Origin of the sequence: Dokdonia sinensis, assembly GCF_003688895.1 — a bacterium.
GTDB lineage: Bacteria > Bacteroidota > Bacteroidia > Flavobacteriales > Flavobacteriaceae > Dokdonia > Dokdonia sinensis.
Genome location: NZ_REFV01000003.1, coordinates 139,816 through 158,225, shown reverse-complemented (window position 1 = coordinate 158,225; position 18,410 = coordinate 139,816). Strand labels below are relative to the sequence as shown.

The 18,410-nt window shown below is 40.5% G+C and carries 18 protein-coding genes and 1 tRNA gene; 11 read left to right on the top strand and 8 right to left on the bottom strand.

Going from position 1 to position 18,410, the window contains the following annotated elements; all coding sequences use genetic code 11:
- Positions 1-28: 28 nt before the first annotated feature.
- The 3 genes from EAX61_RS04675 to EAX61_RS04665 all read left to right on the top strand — a co-directional run bounded on the left by EAX61_RS04675 (position 29) and on the right by EAX61_RS04665 (position 2,805).
- Positions 29-691, top strand: coding sequence for a leucine-rich repeat domain-containing protein (locus EAX61_RS04675; protein ID WP_121916508.1), 663 nt, complete (start codon positions 29-31; stop codon positions 689-691).
- Between the two features lie 132 nt (positions 692-823).
- Positions 824-1,717, top strand: coding sequence for a DUF6268 family outer membrane beta-barrel protein (locus EAX61_RS04670; protein WP_121916507.1), 894 nt, complete (start codon positions 824-826; stop codon positions 1,715-1,717).
- A 125-nt stretch (positions 1,718-1,842) separates the two neighbouring features.
- On the top strand, positions 1,843-2,805 hold the full coding sequence (locus EAX61_RS04665) for a lipid A deacylase LpxR family protein (RefSeq protein WP_121916506.1): 963 nt from the start codon (positions 1,843-1,845) through the stop codon (positions 2,803-2,805).
- A gap of 8 nt (positions 2,806-2,813) precedes the next feature.
- On the opposite strand, the gene EAX61_RS04660 is transcribed toward EAX61_RS04665, so the two are convergent.
- From EAX61_RS04660 to EAX61_RS04630, 7 genes are all read right to left on the bottom strand, one after another.
- Positions 2,814-3,749: an ASCH domain-containing protein gene (locus EAX61_RS04660; RefSeq protein ID WP_121916505.1), complete on the bottom strand. Its 936-nt coding sequence runs from the start codon at positions 3,747-3,749 to the stop codon at positions 2,814-2,816.
- A 152-nt stretch (positions 3,750-3,901) separates the two neighbouring features.
- On the bottom strand, positions 3,902-4,324 hold the full coding sequence (locus EAX61_RS04655) for a hypothetical protein (RefSeq protein ID WP_121916504.1): 423 nt from the start codon (positions 4,322-4,324) through the stop codon (positions 3,902-3,904).
- Between the two features lie 351 nt (positions 4,325-4,675).
- Positions 4,676-5,218, bottom strand: a complete 543-nt coding sequence (locus tag EAX61_RS04650) for a DinB family protein (RefSeq protein WP_121916503.1) — start codon at positions 5,216-5,218, stop codon at positions 4,676-4,678.
- Positions 5,219-5,246: 28 nt separating this feature from the next.
- On the bottom strand, positions 5,247-5,657 hold the full coding sequence (locus EAX61_RS04645; protein ID WP_236641984.1) for a nuclear transport factor 2 family protein: 411 nt from the start codon (positions 5,655-5,657) through the stop codon (positions 5,247-5,249).
- Positions 5,658-5,993: 336 nt separating this feature from the next.
- Positions 5,994-7,628: a 4Fe-4S binding protein gene (locus tag EAX61_RS04640; protein ID WP_121916502.1), complete on the bottom strand. Its 1,635-nt coding sequence runs from the start codon at positions 7,626-7,628 to the stop codon at positions 5,994-5,996.
- Positions 7,629-8,022: 394 nt separating this feature from the next.
- The gene (locus tag EAX61_RS16615) at positions 8,023-8,121 is read right to left on the bottom strand and encodes a GIY-YIG nuclease family protein (RefSeq protein WP_236641983.1); all 99 of its coding nucleotides are present in this window, start codon (positions 8,119-8,121) and stop codon (positions 8,023-8,025) included.
- Between the two features lie 410 nt (positions 8,122-8,531).
- The gene (locus EAX61_RS04630; RefSeq protein ID WP_121916501.1) at positions 8,532-9,872 is read right to left on the bottom strand and encodes an NAD(P)/FAD-dependent oxidoreductase; all 1,341 of its coding nucleotides are present in this window, start codon (positions 9,870-9,872) and stop codon (positions 8,532-8,534) included.
- A gap of 496 nt (positions 9,873-10,368) precedes the next feature.
- Here EAX61_RS04630 and EAX61_RS04625 point away from each other — a divergent pair, with 496 nt between their 5' ends.
- The 6 genes from EAX61_RS04625 (at position 10,369) to EAX61_RS04600 (ending at position 16,459) form a co-directional block, all read left to right on the top strand.
- On the top strand, positions 10,369-11,091 hold the full coding sequence (locus EAX61_RS04625) for a DUF547 domain-containing protein (RefSeq protein WP_121916500.1): 723 nt from the start codon (positions 10,369-10,371) through the stop codon (positions 11,089-11,091).
- 173 nt (positions 11,092-11,264) lie between these two features.
- Positions 11,265-12,152, top strand: a complete 888-nt coding sequence (locus tag EAX61_RS04620; protein ID WP_121916499.1) for a transporter family protein — start codon at positions 11,265-11,267, stop codon at positions 12,150-12,152.
- 260 nt (positions 12,153-12,412) lie between these two features.
- Positions 12,413-13,423 carry a glycoside hydrolase family 113 gene (locus EAX61_RS04615; protein WP_121916598.1) on the top strand — a complete coding sequence of 337 codons (1,011 nt, stop codon included), beginning with the start codon at positions 12,413-12,415 and terminating at the stop codon, positions 13,421-13,423.
- A gap of 24 nt (positions 13,424-13,447) precedes the next feature.
- On the top strand, positions 13,448-14,707 hold the full coding sequence (locus tag EAX61_RS04610) for a POTRA domain-containing protein (protein ID WP_121916498.1): 1,260 nt from the start codon (positions 13,448-13,450) through the stop codon (positions 14,705-14,707).
- A 58-nt stretch (positions 14,708-14,765) separates the two neighbouring features.
- A complete protein-coding gene (locus tag EAX61_RS04605; protein ID WP_121916497.1) occupies positions 14,766-16,034 on the top strand; it encodes a BamA/TamA family outer membrane protein in 1,269 nt (422 codons plus the stop codon).
- Positions 16,035-16,078: 44 nt separating this feature from the next.
- Entirely contained in the window at positions 16,079-16,459 is a 381-nt protein-coding gene (locus EAX61_RS04600) for a DUF1622 domain-containing protein (protein WP_121916496.1), read from the top strand.
- Between the two features lie 37 nt (positions 16,460-16,496).
- Here EAX61_RS04600 and EAX61_RS04595 read toward each other — a convergent pair.
- Positions 16,497-16,569 (bottom strand) — tRNA-Phe (locus tag EAX61_RS04595).
- A 184-nt stretch (positions 16,570-16,753) separates the two neighbouring features.
- Between EAX61_RS04595 and EAX61_RS04590 the strand changes: the two genes are divergently transcribed.
- Complete coding sequence (locus tag EAX61_RS04590) at positions 16,754-17,089, top strand: arsenosugar biosynthesis-associated peroxidase-like protein (RefSeq protein ID WP_013750118.1); 336 nt, start codon at positions 16,754-16,756, stop codon at positions 17,087-17,089.
- A 154-nt stretch (positions 17,090-17,243) separates the two neighbouring features.
- Positions 17,244-18,302, top strand: a complete 1,059-nt coding sequence (arsS, locus tag EAX61_RS04585; RefSeq protein ID WP_121916495.1) for an arsenosugar biosynthesis radical SAM (seleno)protein ArsS — start codon at positions 17,244-17,246, stop codon at positions 18,300-18,302.
- Positions 18,303-18,410 lie beyond the last annotated feature (108 nt).

Here is an 18,410-nt window from a genome sequence, read left to right as displayed (position 1 = left end):
GTTAGCGTTAACTTCTAAAGTAGTTTTTATGCGCTCCAGTATTTTTCTTATAACAATTTTATTAGCTTGTTTCTACTCTTGTAGTACAGATGAAGATTCTCAAAATATGGAGTCTACAGAACAAGAAATGCAAGAGGTCGTAGTCGATCGGACTGCAATTCCAGATCCTGTTTTTGAGGCCTATCTCGTTAGCATAAATGCAGATGATGTTGTAGACGGATCAGTCATCACGGAGCAACTTCTTTTAGTAGATCAAATTGTGGTAGACGATCTCGGTATCGAGGATCTCACGGGAATAGAGAATTGTCCAAATCTCTACAATCTATGGTTGCAGAATAATAATGTCTCCTCTCTGAATGTCTCACAAAATACTAAACTTCAATTCTTGTATGCAGACGGGAATAACTTAACTAGTATAGACGTATCTAATCTTGCAGTATTAGAAAAATTGAGCCTACGTAATAATAATTTAAGCACGATTAATATTACAAACAATCCAGTAATCGAACTTCTGGAAGTGAGTGACAATGAAATTAATGCTATCTCTGTCGTGGATAATCCCAGCTTATTCCGACTTGATGTGACTAACAATCCGCTATCGTGTATTGAGGCGAGTGAGGAACAAATTAATAATCAAAATCTTAATTGGACCCTAGATGCAGATGATACTGTATCTCTGGATTGTAATTAAATAAGTTTTGATAAAGGATTATTTTTATGTTATCTTTCTTCCTTGGGGAAATTGTAGTTTGACCTCCATTAAATATTCTAAATCATCTTAACTAGGAAGTATACTATGTGTTTCCCAAATAATTAAAATTTTATGAAATCATTAATTTTATTTTTTGCCATTTCTTTTGTGAGTTATACTGTGAGTGCTCAAGATTATCTTGATCTTCTTAAACTATCTCATAGTAGAGCAACGCTCGGAAATATAGATAATGATAATGAAACGGAAGTAGGAAACACGCTTTTAGAGGCAAATTTTCCTGTACCCATTACGAGTAAAGCGGTGCTCATTGCTGGATTTACGTATGAGAATACAAGACTAGGATTAGATCATGGGCCAAGCAGAACAAACCTGATTATGACCAGACTCAATGCTGGAGTAAAATACAGTCACAAAAAAAATTGGACAGGAACCTATGTGTTGTTACCTAAAATTGCATCAGATTTTGATGATTTAGGTAGTGATGATTTCCAAATGGGTGGTCTCGCATTATTGGAAAAAAAATATACTAGCCGTTATGGACTCAAGTTTGGAGGATATGCATCGTCAGAGCTTTTTGGAACGACGATTACTCCTTTAGTAGGACTCTGGTATAAGTCTAAGAATAGAAAATTTTATGTAAATGCTGTATTCCCTATTCGTGCAGATGCAAATTACTCTCTTACAGACAATCTTAGCCTAGGTGCAAATCTTCTTACCTCCATAAAATCCTACAATCTTTCAGAAGTAGACTCAGCTTTTTATGTTCAAGAAGAATCAATTCGATTTTCTTTGTTTGCCGCTTATGGCTTTATGGATGACACACTTATTGTCAGAGGTCGTGTAGGATTAGATACTACAGATTATGGAACGTATGCTCAAGGCGATAAAGTAGGTGCTCAGATTCTTACATTCCAGGTGAGTGGTGACGACCGCACAAGACTCAATTCTGAGTTTGATAGTGCCCCATTTGTTGGTGTAGATCTTATTTTCAGGACAGGAATATAATCCACGGACTTTAACGAGGTTTTTTACGACTCATTTTTTGGAAAAGGGAGTGGGGATGGTTATGGGTACGCTTTCGCGAAAGCGTAAACATAAAACCGCGTACCACAAATACTCGTATATTTTTTATGCGGAAAACTCTTGCTCTTTGTGTTGTACTGTTTCTTGTGCAGCAGCTAATGACTGCTCAAAAAATAGATAACCTGATATCTTATCGTGATATAAAAAGCAACAACTACTTTAGGTTTAATTACGATAACGACTATTTTGCTGCCAGTGATGAGAACTATACACAAGGCTATAGTTTTGAGCTTGTCGCACCGTACTTTAAAACGAATCCAGCCAACTATCTTTTTTATAAACCACAAAACGCCGAAATGCGCTATGGCCTTGCCGTAGAGCACATCGGGTTTACGCCAGATGATTACCAGTTACCAGAAATACAGGAAGGTGACCGGCCATTTGCCGTCGCCATATTCCTGAAAAGTTTCATAGTCGCAACAGACACAGAAAAACGTAGCAGATTTACCTCTTCAATTAGTATCGGACTGATGGGGCCAGCGGCCTTTGGCAAAGAGATGCAAACTGGAATTCATAAGGCTACGGGGAATAAGATTCCATCGGGGTGGCGCAATCAGATTAAAAATGATGTTGTGCTCAATTATGAAGTAGGTTATGAGAAACAGCTGGCGCGATATCGAGATTTATTTTCGCTTCAAGCGAGTGCAAATGTAAAAGTCGGAACCCTTTTTACAAATGCCTCAATAGGAATGAATAGCACTGTGGGTATTATAAATAATGGATTCTCGACCATTACAAATCGCAATGGATTTAAACTCTACGCATACGCGCAACCTACGGTTAGTGTTGTGGGTTATGATGCTACGTTACAAGGTGGTTTGATAAATCGGGATAGTCCATATACGATTGCATCAAGTGATGTAACTCGCGTTACAGGACAATTTCATTATGGGATTGTATTGAAAACGAGAACGCTCTACTTTGAGTATGCACGGTCTGTAAGTACAAAAGAGATTACGACGGGGAGTTCCTATAAATGGGGAGGGATTAAAATCGGATTTACACTTTAGTGCGAGTTCTAAAAAATTGTAAAATTTGCCGAAACAGGATATTGCTTCCTTGTTCTATGATAATCGTCTTTTAAATACCTTTTTGATATTCTGTAGCTACCCTTCTTGTACGTTATTTTATTATGAAGAAGATTTATAGGGAACGTTTGTGCGCCGTTAGGAAATAATTCATAACCTATATCATTAAATATTAAATCTGGAACGACATCTTCCCAGCTACCGTTTTTAAGATGTTCTATGGAATAATGTAATCCTGTTATAATGGTATCTGTCGTGGTATTGTACATGGTGGCTTCTACGGTATCTGGCAATGCAGACAGCGCGTACGAATTAGGGTGCAAGGCAAGTGATAATGCATTAGGCGTTATTGTGTTTTTAGATACTGGCCAGACGGTTTCAAAATATTCACACACCACTAGCATATCCTTAGTGAAGGTGTCGCCACTTTCGGCAAGTGCTTTGGTAAAAAATGCTTTGTGAGCCTCTCTCCATTTTTCTAGCAGTTCAACATCTGTTCCCATATCTAAGGAAGCGTATGTCGGGGTGATGAGGTGAAAGGGAATGGTGTCGACCTTTTTGATTTCGATAATGGCGAGCGCTTTCCCGTCAAAGTCCGTAATGATGTGTTTTACGCCAGATTCTGGTAATGGAGCTCCCGCTTCCTCATACCAAATATATAAACTTGAGCCCGCTTGTTTCTTACCTTCGGCGACTAGGTTTCCTAAACGGTTTGCATCTGCTTTGTTATTGTGAAAGAACCAGGATTCTGGGAGTTCACGGGTAGCGGCTTCGGGGTTTGCAGTGATGTAATCATTCCACATTTCTATAACAGATGCGTCTATCTCGCTTTCTTCAGAAGTTACTGTCTGTTCGTCGGGTTGCCCTTTTTGAGAGTAATTACAGCTTATGGTGAAGAGCAGGAAGAGGTAAAGAAGATATTTCATAGGAATATGAAGATAAGAACAATTTAGATTTCAAAAATACTAGGTCGCCACTGTCCGCTTTTTAATCAGTACTGGATATTTACTAAAATCTTAACCCTGTTGCGACTCTATTAACTCTAGAAGCGTCTGTTCATTTAGCTTAGACAGTGCTTTTATGAAATCCAGTCCTTTCTTGTGGCGTTCCTACTATAGAAATAAAGAAAACCCGCCACTGCAATCACAAGTATGGGCACGATGGTAGAAATAACAATGGAAACATTCTTTATATCGTAATAAAGGAGCCAATAAGATTCTACAAACACTAATGTTATAAATGATATTCCAAAAAATAAGGTTGCTATTTTCTTTCTCATAAATAGCATTAAACTCCCTAAAAATTCAGAGAACAGCGCTGCTAAAAAGACGACGGAGTACCAAATGGGTATAGACTCAATGACTTTAAATTGTTCAGCGGTAAGATTACGCTCAAGAAACGATAATTCAAAGGAGCTAAAATATACTTCGGCAACATTCCATATGATGGCAAATACGGCGACGATCCAAAATGACACGGGCGGTTTACTTTCTGATCTCATTGATAGACAATTTACATTTATCTAAAAATAACCAAATATTACTGCTTTTCAGAGTAATATAGTCTTGATTTGAAGTGTTTTAAAGAATATGCACAGGGCGACCTCCTGTAAAATATAACTTTGTAAGGGTCTATGTACGCTTTCGCGAAATGCTAATCACAGTGCGTAATGTTGTTATTGCTATTCGTTTTCGGAGGTTTCGATACATTTTTGATTTTACTATCGCATAAATCAAAAACACTCAACCACCTTTGCTTTGGTTTTTTTATGAAGCAGAACAACCTAAGGTGGTTGAGTGGTTCTTTGAAACGTTGCAAACGTTTTAAAGAACTGTATCGAAACCTCCGACAACTACTGAAACAACATATACCGCGGTGGTACCAATCCATTTAAGCGCATCGCGACAAGCATCTGTGCTCTGTGATGGGTAATGTGGTCTGAGAGGATTTGCAGGACTTGGCGCTTGCTACGCTCGAGTTCGCCGTAGGCGACTTTATCGTTTAGTTTTGTGGTGTCAAAGTCTTTAATGAATTGTATCGTGGTTTCAAAAGTACTGTTGACCGTAGCAATCATTTCTGCTTTGGTTTTAGAAGCGACTTTGAGTTCGTTGTCTGTTTCCCAATCTCGAGCTGGACGACCTCCCAACAACGATTGACTGTGCCAATCCATAGCCCAAGCAATGTGCATTAGGTGTTCTTCAAAACTCATAGACTCTGGTGTCACTCTGTACTCGTACTTCTCTGCGGGCATTGCTGCTGCAACGAGGTTGAGGTATTTCTGGGAGTTTTCTAAGCGTTCTAGGTAGTCGTTTATGAAGTTGGTTTCTTGGGCTTGTAACGAGATGCTAGCAGTACTGGAAAGGATAATGATTGTTAAGATGAAAAGCTGTCGCATAGGATTTAATGTTTTTTAATTATAGGCATTAGTCTTCGATAGTATGCGTATCACGCACGCTGCTGAAGGTCAAGTCCAATAATTTCCAATCTTCATTTTGTTTCTGATAAACTTCTGTCACAGTAAATTCATTAGAAACTTCATTGCCACGTACAACAGCTACTAATGTAATGCGATTCAAGAGGATGGCGGTGTTGTCAAAAACTTCTACAGCAACCTCTTTAACATCTGCATGTTTATACCAAATACTGCCAGTTTTGATGATTTCTAGCACTTTTTCTTTATTCCAAGTCCCACTCATATGAACAAATTTTGCTCCGTCATCAAAGAGATTGGCTAGCTCGTCAACATTTTTGTCTGCCATCCACTCCCATTTCTCTTGGGAGATCTTGATGATTTCTTCTTCTGGGTTTACCTCCTGTGCGCAGGAAATGCTCACCGCTGCTAGTATAAACTATAAAGCAATAAGTAGATTTTTCATTTTGATGCCTAGTTAGGTTGATTATCGAGTGTTTTGTCTTTTAAATATACGGGAATTTGAGGGTCAGGCAACAGCTGTGGTTTTAGCTTTACCTAAGAAAGCACCAAAGGCCGCAGCGCAGGATCGAGAGATTGTAAGCATCATTGCTAACCGCTAATTTTTTATGGGTCTCTATTACGGAATACCCGATATAGTTATCTAGTCGCACGGGTTGATTTAAGATTATATACTAGTTGACTGACAGGAATTAAAGGGGTGAACAAACGCTTTCGCGAAAGCATAAAAGAAAACCCCTTAAGCCATATCCTGCTCATTATTTACATAATCCATCAAGTCCACATCGTTTCCTAGCAATACCTGCGTAGGATTAATGCGTCCTGCTTCTGGGCCGTTTTCTAGTTTGAGCACGCCACGAGGGCATACGGCGCTACAGATTCCGCAGCCTACACAGCTGGAGCGTACGATGTTTTCGCCCTTTTGAGCATAGGCGCGCACGTCTATGCCTTGCTCGCAGTAGGTGGAGCAGTTACCGCAAGAGATACACTGGCCACCGTTTGTGGTGATTCTAAAACGGGATTTAAAGCGTTGTACAAAGCCTAAATATGCGGCGAGCGGGCAGCCAAAACGGCACCACACGCGATTGCCAAAAATAGGGTAGAAGCCGGTCCCAATCACGCCGGCAAACCAAGCGCCTATGAGGAAGCTATAGGTGTCTTTGATCCACTGCGTGTTAATGCCCAGTAGGGATTCTGCACCTGTAAAATAGCAATAGAGGGTGACGAGGGTCATCACGAGGGAGAACACGAGGACGGAGTGTATGAGCCAGCGCTCGAGTTTCCACGCTTTCATTGTTTTATTAGAATGCTGGCGGTAGGGATCTCCTAGGGTTTCGGCGAGACCACCGCAACCACAAACCCAACTGCAATACCAGCGTTTGCCAAAGAAATAGACCATCACGGGCACAATAACCAGCGTAAGCACAATCCCCCAAACGAGGATAAAAATCCCGATGCTGCCACTTTCTGTAAGTGATTGTAAATTCCACTCAAAGAAGAAGTCATAATCTAGCGGGAAGGCATTTTTAAAGTCATAGCCTGGCTTCCCAAGGCTCGCCATAATCTCCGGAATGAGAAAGGCAAATACAATCTGAAAGAACAATACAGAAGTGGTACGCACGATCTGGTATTTGTTATGACGGTATTTGATATACATACGCACCGCCATCGTGACCATAATGACACAGTACATAAATCCGTATACAAACCACTGGCTGGCATCACCACCATTAAGCGCATTACTTATCGGGTCGAGAATAAATGTCCAGTTTACCACATAGTCAGAATAGAAATAGAGCGCGAGGTAAAACAATACAAGATATATTAATACCACCCAAGCAATCCACCCACGGTTAGTCGCGCTGTTGTGATAAATGTGGTCGTTCTTAATGCCTGGTTTTCCCAATAAAACAAGATTAGGAAAGATGAACATAAGCGCACCAAAAATCCCCAATCCAAAAGTCAAGAACCACATCAGTCCCGCGTTTTCCTTTACAAAACCTGATCCTGCTTTTTTGGCAAGTGTAAATGTAAACGACTGGAAGTCTTTGTCATTAATACGATATTGGTACTGCTCCCCTTTTTTGTCCCATTCCTTGGCAGCGTCATATTTGGCGATTTGCGCATCGTAATATTCATTATTTGCCTCCAGCGCCCCACGCACCGCCCCTGAGAATTCAAAGGTTCCATAGGCATTACCCACGACATCTTTTTGGAGTTTCTCGGCTAGGAGTTCGCTTTTAATGCCTTTGTTTTCTATAAAGCTGTCCAGCTGTTCTTGGGTAAGTTTGAACTCGCCCATAAAAAGGGAGCCTGTCCAGATTGCCATTCCCGTAAGGAAGATGATGAGGCCTATGGTTTTTATTGTTTTCATATGGTTTTATATGGTTCTTTTGTTTTCGGAGGTTTCAAGACATTTTTTAATTTTTGCTTTCGCGAAAATTAAAAACCACTCAACCACCTTTGATCGTTCTTTTATTTTAAATTGTTAATTTCAATAACTCGCTGAGGTGGTTGAGTGATTTTATCAATTTGCCACAGGCAAATGATAAAATTGTATCGAAACCTCCGGCTCATTATTGCCGAAACACCTTCTTCGCCAACTCAGGCAACAAATACTCGGTTGCATTAATCAGCGCCTCACGTTTTTTTCGGCTCCAGCCTTGTACTTGTTTCTCTCTGTTAAAAGCAATATCTATTCGCTCGTATTCTTCAAAGTAAACTAGTTTTACAGGTAATCTGCGTGCTGTGTATTGTGCGCCTTCTCCTTACTGATGTTGTGCTAATCGTTTTTCTATGTTCTTCGTACTGCCTACATAGTATGTCTCATCGTGGCATTGTAGGATGTACATATAAGATGTGGGCATTATTTATAATTTGTTAATTCATTTCGGAGGTTTCGATACTATTTACAAATCGCTTCACCGCGATTTGTAAATCACTCAACCACCTTTGGCTTGGTTCTTTTATTTCTATATTTTAATTATCTTAACAATCAAAGGTGGTTGAGTGATTTTATCAATTTGCTACAGGCAAATGATAAAATTGTATCGAAACTTCCGACTCGCCAGTCACTTTTGCTTGGTCTTTTTCATTTCGGTAGTTTCGATACTATTTCAATTCCGCTACGCTTCATTGAAATCACTCAACCACCTTAGATTCGGCTTTTCTATTTCTATTTAAACTTAACTATCAAAGGTGGTTGAGTGATTTCTTTGAACGTTTGCAACGTTTAAAGAAATTGTATCGAAACCTCCGGCATCAAACAGCCGACTCATCAAGCAAATATCCGCTTCCAACTCTTCTTCTTCGGACTAATCGAAGTACCGTACTGCTTATTATACTCTGCGAGAATCTCTTTTTCGTAATGATCGTATAATTCTGGGTCAAAGTTGGCATCCTTGAGATGTTCTAAAACATAGTCTGTTGACCTCTCCTCGTTGAGCCAGCGGTCAAAAAGCTCGTGACGCATTCGTATCCCAAAATTGTTGATACCTATAAACTTGCGCGTTCCTTCTTCCATCTCAATGGTGATACATTTATCATCGTCTTTATGTATCCAGTGGAAGTGGGTATTACCTTCTTTAGGATTTGAAAATACCCAACCGTAGGTTTGGTACTCGATGTCCATAAATTTTGCACTATTGAACCAATGTCCAGGATTGTAGGGCGTTGGTCTTCCCGTAAGGGTTTGGGCAAGGGCTTCGCCCATCATACGGCCAGTATACCACACGGCTTCTATCGGTCTACGACCATTAATGCCCTCGTGCTGTTCGGCACAATCGCCTATGGCGTAAATATCTTTAATATTAGTTTCTAGCATCGGGTTTACTTTGATGCCTCTACCAAGTTCGATACCGCTATCTTTTAGGAAGTCTATGTTTGGCGTCACGCCTGCAGTAAGTCCTACCACGTTACACTCAATTTCCTCTCCAGTTTCCTTAATGGTGATTGCCCGTACGCGACCATTATCATCTGGTAAAATGGAGTCTAGATTGTAACCCAGACGTAAATCTACGTGGTGACTCTTTATATGACGGTTTATCATTGCACTCTCGCCAGGAGGTAGCACACCATTCCAAAAACTATCTTCTCGTACGAGGAATGTCACAGGAATATCACGCGTAAGTAACATCTCGACCATCTCGATACCAATGAGGCCGCCACCTACAACTACAGCACGTTTGCACGTTTGGTTATCAGGTGCATTTGCTTCTAGTTTGTCTAAATCTTGTTTAGAATATAATCCTTGTACGCCATCGAGATCTTGTCCTGGCCAGCCAAATTTATTTGGTTTTGAGCCCACAGCAAGCACTAGCTTATCATACGACATCGTCTCACCTCCAGATAGTTGTAATTGCTTATGCTCGTGGTCTACTTTTTCTACAAAAGCGCGTTTAAGGTCGATGCGGTTTTTCTTCCAGAAATAATCTTCATACGGCTTTGTATGTTCATATTTCATATGTCCCATATAAATGTACATAAGCGCCGTGCGAGAGAAAAAATGGTCTGTCTCGGCAGAGATGATGGTGATTTTATGGTCTGAGGCCTTCCGAATATGTCGGGCGGTGGTCACGCCAGAAATTCCGTTGCCTATGATGACGATGTGGTCTTGCATATGAGTCGGTAGTCTTTAGTTGTTGGTCTTTTGATGTCGGAGGTTTCGATACTATTTACAAATCGCTTTTTTGCGATTTGTAAATCACTCAACCACCTTTGCTTTGGCTTTTGTTTTCGGTAGTGTCGATACTATTTCAAACAAGCTCTCGCTCGTTTGAAATCACTCAACCACCTTGGATTGGGCTTTTATTTCTAATTTTTAATCAACCTAACAATTTAAGGTGGTTGAGTGATCCGCCTTTTCGGCGGATTGTATCGAAACCTCCGCTTTCGCGAAAGCGTAAACCCAAAAAATTTCATTCTAATTTCCCCCTTGGGTCGTTTTAAAGATAGTAAACTTAACGGGATGATGTTTATTTAGATATTTTCTAAATGCCCTTTAGTCTGTAAGGTTCTCATTATAGAGGAGACGTGCAGTTTTGTAAAAAAATATCACCGATCGATGTAAGCGAAAACAAAAACCACCGACCGACTGCACAGAAAATACAAAACCTATGAAATCGATAAAAATATTCATCCTACTACTTTTTGTAGGTACGCTGAGTACAGAAATCTATGCGCAAGACACCGATGCTTTTTTTAGAACAGCAGATGCTTTCTTTAAAGCAAACGTAAAAAATGGACGAGTAGATTATGCTAAAGTAAAAGTAAATCCCGAAACATTACATAAGCTATTAGAAAACGCTTCAAAAATCAAAGTGAGCACTAGCGATGCAAAAACCTATCAGGCATTCTGGATAAACACCTATAATCTTGCAGTTATTAAAGGTATTATTGAGAAGTATCCCGTGAAGCAACCGCTCTCGATCAAAGGTTTTTTTGATAAAAATAAATACGACGTTGGTGGCACTTCCATTACGCTGAATGATATCGAAAACAAAATGCTACGCGCAAAGTTTCCTAACGAACCGCGATTCCATTTTGCGCTAGTCTGTGCTGGATTGGGATGCCCTCCTATTATTGATGAGGCTTATACACCATCTAAACTGGAAAGCCAGTTGCAACGCCAGACCGAAATTGCGGTAAACAATCCGAACTTCATTAAAGTAAAAGGTAACAAAGTGCAACTTTCACAGATCTTTGAATGGTATAAGGAAGACTTTGTGCGCAATGGCAACGAGATAGACTTTCTTAATAAATACCGCAAAGAACCTATTCCAGCAAATGCAAAACTATCCTACTATCCCTATGACTGGACGCTTAATGATGTAAAATAATGTGTCCGTTTGAGCGCAGTCGAGAACTCTTTATTAAATAATTATTTTGTAGTAGCCTCTCGACTGCGCTCGAGGGAATAATACTAAAACTAAAGCCTTTCTCACTCGATTGCTCATTACAGAAAAGGCAATCGGGTGCAGAAAGCACAATCCAAACAATCAAATCCAATAAAATGAAACATTTATTTCTAGGCGCAATATGCCTTATCGCTACAACTATTTATGCACAAGACACCGAAGCCGACACCGATTTAGGAGGCTCTGTAATACAAACATTGACTCCGTCAAAACTGATTGCCAAAGGGCAATATGATATCAAATGGTTCAATAACTTGTACACAGAGACGGAAGATACCTTTGGTCCCAACGGAGAGAATCAAGATATCCCAAGAAATAATTTCTTCACCTCTACGCTCGAGTTTTATACTGGGGTTTCTGACAGTCGTCGTGTGAATCTTGGGCTTATATTAGAAGCGCGCTCAAGTACCGTGGGTGGTAGGGGTGTGCTCGATGTATTTGCTTTTGACGGAGAGCGCGGGACTGCAAGAAGTGGGATTACTTCTATAGCTCCTTCAGTTAAGTTTGTTCCGTTTTCTAATGTGAATAATTTTTCAATTCAAAGTTCTGTTTTTATTCCGTTAGTGGATAATGAAAGTGAAGAAGGTGTCTTTCTTGACCAGAAAAGCTACACGTGGCAAAATCGTTTTTTCTACGATTACACATTTTCGGGAGGTGACTGGCAACTCTTTGCAGACTTGAACTCAGAATTAAATCTAGGAGATGAGGAAGAGAGCTTTGCAAATAACAGCTTACGATTGACACCAGGTTTGTTCTTAAGCTATTTTCCCAGTTCAAAATTTACCGTTTTGGGATTAGTACAACATTCTCAACTCATAGATTTAGGAAATAATTTTTCTCAAGATTTTACCGCCGTAGGTGGTGGCGCAAAGTACCAACTTACAGATGCGCTCAATCTTGAGGTATTGTATACCAACTTTGTAAGAGGAAACGATACAGGATTAGGCCAAACGTTTAATCTTGGATTGAGAGCAGTATTTTAGAATGTAGACAGAAACTTGATTGAAGTGCACTAAAAATCAAGTTTTGTGTCAAACCTGTCGCGCTCATAGGCGCGACAGGTTTTTGAGTTTTTAATTTCATATCGAAACCTTAGCGTATTAGTTTACATAGAAATTTCAAAACAAAGGTGGTTGAGAGATTTTAAAAAGTGTCGCAAACACTTTTTAAAATAGAATCGAAACCTCAGACAACAAAACAACACGACCTAAAATCCCCTATCTTTAAAACCAAAATTGCACAGATGAAAAAATACGCTGGCCTCTTGCTTTTAATGATTTTTCTTCAAGCTTGCTCTGCTCAAATCGCTAAGGATAAAAAGATAAATGGGGTGAGCTTTGTGGCAAATCGTAGTCCTGTAGATAGTTCTCACGTGAAGCCTGTGCAAGATCTCAATGCAAATTATGCGGCCGTGATGCCTTTTGGATTTGTGCCAGAAATGGACAAACCACAAATCGTTTATAATACGGACAGGCAATGGTATGGCGAGACCCGTGAAGGAGGTCGCAACTATGTTACACAGTTGCATAAAGGCGGTATTGAGGTAATGATGAAACCTCAAATCTGGATTCGCCACGGCGAATTTACAGGCTATCTCAAGATGGAAACAGAGGAGGAATGGATCGACCTAGAGAATTCGTATCGTGATTTTATTTTGGACTATGCTACACTCGCCCAGGAAGAAAATACTGCCATTTTTTGTATCGGGACGGAGCTGGAGCAGTTTGTGGTAAACCGCCCTGATTATTGGACAAAGTTAATCGCCGAAATTAAGGCCGTTTACAAAGGTAAGTTAACGTATGCGGCAAACTGGGATGAATACAAGCGCACACCTTTCTGGGGCGCGTTGGATTACATCGGGATAGACGCTTATTTTCCCGTGTGTGAAGACCAGACTCCTTCGGTGGAATGTACAATAGCGGGGTGGGAAAAATGGAAGGATGAGGTGTCCGCTTTCGCGAAAGCGGAAAATAAGAAAGTGATTTTTACAGAATTTGGTTACCGCTCCGTGGACTTTGCAGGAAAAGAACCCTGGAAGGCAGACCGGTCTATGAACGCTGTAAACCTGGAAGCACAGGCAAATGCACTCACAGGACTTTTTCAATCCGTCTGGCAAGAAGAATGGCTCGCAGGAGGATTTATATGGAAGTGGTTTATCCAGCACGACAAGGTCGGAGGAGTGGAAAATCATCAATTTACACCTCAGAACAAACCAGCCGAAGATGTAATACGTACGTTTTACAAATCGAATTAATCGACAGAGATTCACAGCATTTTGATGAAATACATCCTCACGATTGCCTTTTGTGCAATTTCTACTTTAATAATCGCACAAGAAGCTGAAATCACTTCTTTAGAATTTACGGGACTTAAGAGAACTAAATCCTCGTTTCTCAGTAGGCTGGTGAAGGTAAAAACTGGGACAGCATATGACTCTTTAAAAGTTGCAACAGACATTGCAAGGCTCAACAGACTCCCTGGAATTGCAAAAGCGAGTGTAAGCGATTCCATTTCGGCAGATGGGAAACATCACCTTACTTATTACGTTGTAGAAAATTTTACCATCATCCCAGGACTGCGTATTTCTGAAGCAAATGACGAGAGTTTTGCTTTTCGCGCAAGCGTGTTTGAATTCAACTTTTTAGGAGAAAGTCAGATTTTGGGTGGGTTTTATCAACGAGACGTATTTGATTCTTACGGTGGTTTTTGGGAGGCGCCTTTTCTTTTTACTAATAAACTAGGATTGGGAGTTAATTATATTAGGAATACAACCTTTGAACCTATTTACTTAATCGAAAGCGGTATTAACTATACAAAGCAGGACAATGGAGGGGAAGTTTACGGAATGTACGAGATTGATTTTCTCAATAAGGTAGAGCTAGGGGTAAAGGTATATGAGGAGAGGTATGATTTTAATGACACACAAATCGATGCTAATTTTCCGAACGACCTTACCGCAGATAAAGTTGCCATTAGAGGTGAGTACGAGTATTTTAAATTAGATATCGATTATCAGTATTTTGATGGTTTTACAAATATTCTAGATGCGAGATATATCATAGGAGGTTCAGGTTTGCTGGAAGAGGGACTGGTGGCAAGAAATGCCACAGCGTATTACAAAAGAGTAGGAGAGAAGGGTAACTGGGCGAGCAGATTGCAGTTAGGGCTGGCCTCTTTTAACGATTCGGAATTTGCGCCGTTTACCGTTGATAATCAGTTTAACTTGCGTGGTGCAGGTAACGATAGTGCTCGAGGAACAGCGTTCACTTCGTTCAACACAGAATATCGTCATACCCTACTAGAGAAAGGATGGTTTGTGATTCAAGGGAACGCGTTTACAGACATCGGATCGTGGCGCGCGCCTCGTGGAGATTTTGACCAACTTGCGAGTATTCGTAATATTCAGGCGTATTCTGGATTAGGGTTACGCTTCATACATAAGCGTATTTTTAATGCTGTTATTCGGTTGGACTACGGTGTAGGCTGGGGTGCCACAAAAAATCGCGGACTTGTATTCGGGATAGGTCAATACTTTTAGAATAAAACTAGGAAAAGCTCACAGTCGCTTGTTCTATTAAAATACAGGATTACTATTTATGTTTCGTAGGTTATGTATCATCTGTTTTCTTCTCATTGCTACTGCTATGAGCGCACAGTCGCACACCATTGCTGACCTGAAAGTACAGGGCAACAAGAAACTCAAGTCTTCTTTTGTAAAAATGATAAGCGATGTGAAGACCGGTACCGTACTGGACTCTGTCGCGATGGATAGTGATATGATACGGTTAAAGCGTTTACCAGCGGTAGCTTATGCGTATTACCAAGTGTTTCCTGCCGGAGAAAACGAGTACAATGTATTTTACAATATCGAAGAAAACTTCACGCTCATACCTAACGGCAATGTTTACACTACAAACGACGATGAATTTGCCTTTAGGCTAGGACTCTATGAATTTAATACTTTGGGGCGTAACATCGCCTTTGGTGGATTTTATCAGCGGGACATTTATGATTCTTACGGAATCAATCTTCGAGCTCCCTTTCTATTTAGCAATAAAGTTGGACTGGCGCTCAATTTTCAGGATTTGACCACGCAAGAGCCTGTTTTTCTTGCTCAGGGCGTTGCAGATTATAAATATAACAACACTTCATTTGAAGTTTTGGGATTGTATAACTTCAATTTTAGACACCGCATTGAGGCAGGAGTAACGTTTTTTAACGAAGACTATGAATATGTGCAAGGAGCCACAAATCCTGAAATCCCTCAGGATTTTAATGTAAATAAGCGTTTGTATAAAGGGATTTACGAGTACGACGGACTCGATTATTTCTACCAATATGTCTCGGGATTTAAGAGCACCTTTAATTTTCAATACGTCATATCTTCGGACGCTACGTTGCCAGACTTTTTAATAGGGTGGAACGATTTTCAGTATTTTGTACGCTTTCGCGAAAGCGGAAAAGGAAACTGGGCGACCCGTCTCCGTCTGGGAGTGGCCTCAAATGACGAGTCTCCCTTTGCACCTTTTTCTGTGGATAATAATCTGAATATACGAGGCGTGGGAAATACCATCGACAGAGGAACCGCGGCCATCGTGCTAAACACGGAATATCGTCACACGCTGGTAGATAAGGATTGGTTTATTCTACAAGGAAACTTGTTTGTAGATGCCGGTTCTTGGCGGAATCCGGGTGGGGATTTTGGAGATTTTGGTGATGACCAAAACCTACGCGTGTACCCCGGACTCGGACTTCGTTTTATTCATAAACGCATTTTTAATGCCGTCTTCCGCATAGATTATGGGTATGGAGTGACACCAGATGCTACGAGTGGGTTTGTGTTTGGGATCGGGCAGTATTTTTGATAAGATATGAAGCCTTAAATATATTGACTAAATATTTTTTAATTATGGACTTAGAACACTATATCGATATTGCGGCAAAGATTATTGAAGCTATAGGCATCACGATAATTCTCGTAGGGGCTATAACGGCATTGTTTAAATACGGTATCGCCGCGATCAAAGGAAAAGAAGATTGTTATTTTGAACTACGTCGCAATCTGGGCAAGGTGATTCTATTAGGTCTTGAAATACTGATTGCGGCAGATATAATGGCTACGGTTATTACAGAGCCTGATCTTGAATCTGTACTAATCCTTGGGCTTATCGTTGTCATCAGGATTATCTTGAGCCTTTCCATTCAAGTAGAAATTGAAGGGAAATTCCCTTGGAATAAAAAGTCTAACGATGCTTTGCATAAAGCTGTTAAGAAGGAGTCTGTCCGATAATAAACAAAAAACCCGATCAAAAGATCGGGTTTTAATGTGGTACCTCCAGGAATCGAACCAGGGACACACGGATTTTCAGTCCGTTGCTCTACCAACTGAGCTAAGGTACCTCGCGTAAGCGGATGCAAATATAAAACCTTTCTGAAATCTAACAACAACTTTGTTTAAAAAAATGTAAACTTTTCTCAATCTCCTAAAATCAAGAAATAACCAAACCCAAATTTCATTTTTCTCGTAAGTAATTGTAAGAACTTACGATTAAGGGTATATTCGTGCGTACACACATTAAAAGTTATGGCAGACCAATATTACGATCCAAAAGACCTCAGAAAATTCGGCAAGATTACCGAGTGGAGTGAGGAACTGGGAACAAAATTCTTTGATTATTACGGAAAAGTCTTTGAAGAAGGCGCGCTCACAGCACGTGAGAAATCCCTCATTGCTCTTGCTGTGGCTCACACAGAGCAGTGTCCGTATTGCATAGACGCATACACAAAAGACGGTCTCCAGAAAGGAATTACAAAGGAAGAAATGATGGAAGCTGTACACGTAGGTGCCGCTATAAAAAGTGGGGCAACCTTAGTGCACGGGGTAATGATGATGAATAAAGTAAATAAGTTGGATGGGTAGTCTTACGCTTTTTTAAGACGTCTTCAGCGTTTCGCGAAAGCATACTTAAAGTCAAATACTTTTGAAGAAAAAAAGAAACACAGGAAAGGTAGTACAAACTGCTATGTGTGGATGAGATTTCCGCCTTCGCGGAAATGACAATAAAAATTTTTGAATGTCAGCAACAAAATCACTTAAGAAAGAAGGAAACGAACTAGCACAAGCAAACAAGCAGTTGGAGGTTCTATCCAACGGTATTTTTGCTAATGGCGAACTTCCCACTTTTGCAAAGAAAATAAGAGAAACGGGACAATTCCCGCTCAAAGCCAAAAAGCTTGAAATCCTCCAGATAAACGTCGGGTATATGTGCAATCAGGTGTGCGACCACTGCCACGTAGATGCTGGACCGGACCGTAAGGAGATTATGACGTGGGAGACGATGGAGCAATGTCTGGAAGTAATACGTAACACGGGCGCTCACACGCTGGATTTGACAGGCGGAGCTCCAGAAATGAACCCTAATTTTCGCCGTTTTGTAAAAGAAGCGAGTAAAGCGGGTATCAAAGATTTTATCGTGCGCTCTAACTTGACTATTATAAGAGCCAACAAAAAATACTACGATCTCCCAGATTTTTTCAAAGAGCACAACGTTCACGTCATTTCCTCAATGCCCCACTGGACACGCGGAAAAACAGACAAGCAACGTGGTGATGGAGTTTTTGATAAATCTATAAAAGCGCTTCAAGAACTAAATGAACGTGGTTATGGTTTGCCAGATAGTGATCTGAGACTCGATTTAGTCTATAACCCATCAGGAGCTTTTCTTCCAGGCGACCAAGCCAGTATGGAAAAAGACTTTAAAAAGGCGCTGATGGAAGATTTTGGCATTCAGTTTCATAATCTGTTTGCGATTACAAACCTGCCCATCGCTCGTTTTCTGGATTACCTTATCGCTTCTGAAAATTATGAGGATTATATGTATCAGCTCGTTGAGGCATACAACCCGATGGCTGTTCAAAATGTAATGTGTACAAATACCCTTTCCATAAGCTGGGACGGTTATTTATTTGACTGTGATTTTAACCAGATGCTAGAACTTCCCGTAAACGGCAAGTCCCAGCACATATCAGAATATAACGAAGACCTGCTGGAAGGCAGAAACATCGTCATCTCTCAACACTGCTACGGCTGTACCGCTGGCGCGGGGAGTAGTTGTCAGGGGACGGTGGCCTAACAAGTTAAGAGTGTAGCGTTATGAGTTCAGAGTATTTTCTCGCAACTCATAACTCCGAACTCATAACTCATAACTTTGAACTCATAACTTTGAACTCATAACTAAAAA

What these genes read in the sequence shown, in the direction of transcription:
- EAX61_RS04610 (WP_121916498.1), top strand. Translation starts at nt 13,448, where the DNA reads ATGAAATACATCCTCACGATTGCCTTTTGTGCAATTTCTACTTTAATA.
- EAX61_RS04615 (WP_121916598.1), top strand. Translation starts at nt 12,413, where the DNA reads ATGAAAAAATACGCTGGCCTCTTGCTTTTAATGATTTTTCTTCAAGCT.
- EAX61_RS16615 (WP_236641983.1), bottom strand. Translation starts at nt 8,121, where the DNA reads ATGCCCACATCTTATATGTACATCCTACAATGCCACGATGAGACATAC.
- EAX61_RS04630 (WP_121916501.1), bottom strand. Translation starts at nt 9,872, where the DNA reads ATGCAAGACCACATCGTCATCATAGGCAACGGAATTTCTGGCGTGACC.
- EAX61_RS04660 (WP_121916505.1), bottom strand. Translation starts at nt 3,749, where the DNA reads ATGAAATATCTTCTTTACCTCTTCCTGCTCTTCACCATAAGCTGTAAT.
- EAX61_RS04665 (WP_121916506.1), top strand. Translation starts at nt 1,843, where the DNA reads ATGCGGAAAACTCTTGCTCTTTGTGTTGTACTGTTTCTTGTGCAGCAG.
- EAX61_RS04655 (WP_121916504.1), bottom strand. Translation starts at nt 4,324, where the DNA reads ATGAGATCAGAAAGTAAACCGCCCGTGTCATTTTGGATCGTCGCCGTA.
- EAX61_RS04675 (WP_121916508.1), top strand. Translation starts at nt 29, where the DNA reads ATGCGCTCCAGTATTTTTCTTATAACAATTTTATTAGCTTGTTTCTAC.
- EAX61_RS04670 (WP_121916507.1), top strand. Translation starts at nt 824, where the DNA reads ATGAAATCATTAATTTTATTTTTTGCCATTTCTTTTGTGAGTTATACT.
- EAX61_RS04600 (WP_121916496.1), top strand. Translation starts at nt 16,079, where the DNA reads ATGGACTTAGAACACTATATCGATATTGCGGCAAAGATTATTGAAGCT.
- EAX61_RS04650 (WP_121916503.1), bottom strand. Translation starts at nt 5,218, where the DNA reads ATGCGACAGCTTTTCATCTTAACAATCATTATCCTTTCCAGTACTGCT.
- EAX61_RS04640 (WP_121916502.1), bottom strand. Translation starts at nt 7,628, where the DNA reads ATGAAAACAATAAAAACCATAGGCCTCATCATCTTCCTTACGGGAATG.
- EAX61_RS04625 (WP_121916500.1), top strand. Translation starts at nt 10,369, where the DNA reads ATGAAATCGATAAAAATATTCATCCTACTACTTTTTGTAGGTACGCTG.
- EAX61_RS04590 (WP_013750118.1), top strand. Translation starts at nt 16,754, where the DNA reads ATGGCAGACCAATATTACGATCCAAAAGACCTCAGAAAATTCGGCAAG.
- EAX61_RS04620 (WP_121916499.1), top strand. Translation starts at nt 11,265, where the DNA reads ATGAAACATTTATTTCTAGGCGCAATATGCCTTATCGCTACAACTATT.
- arsS (WP_121916495.1), top strand. Translation starts at nt 17,244, where the DNA reads ATGTCAGCAACAAAATCACTTAAGAAAGAAGGAAACGAACTAGCACAA.
- EAX61_RS04605 (WP_121916497.1), top strand. Translation starts at nt 14,766, where the DNA reads ATGTTTCGTAGGTTATGTATCATCTGTTTTCTTCTCATTGCTACTGCT.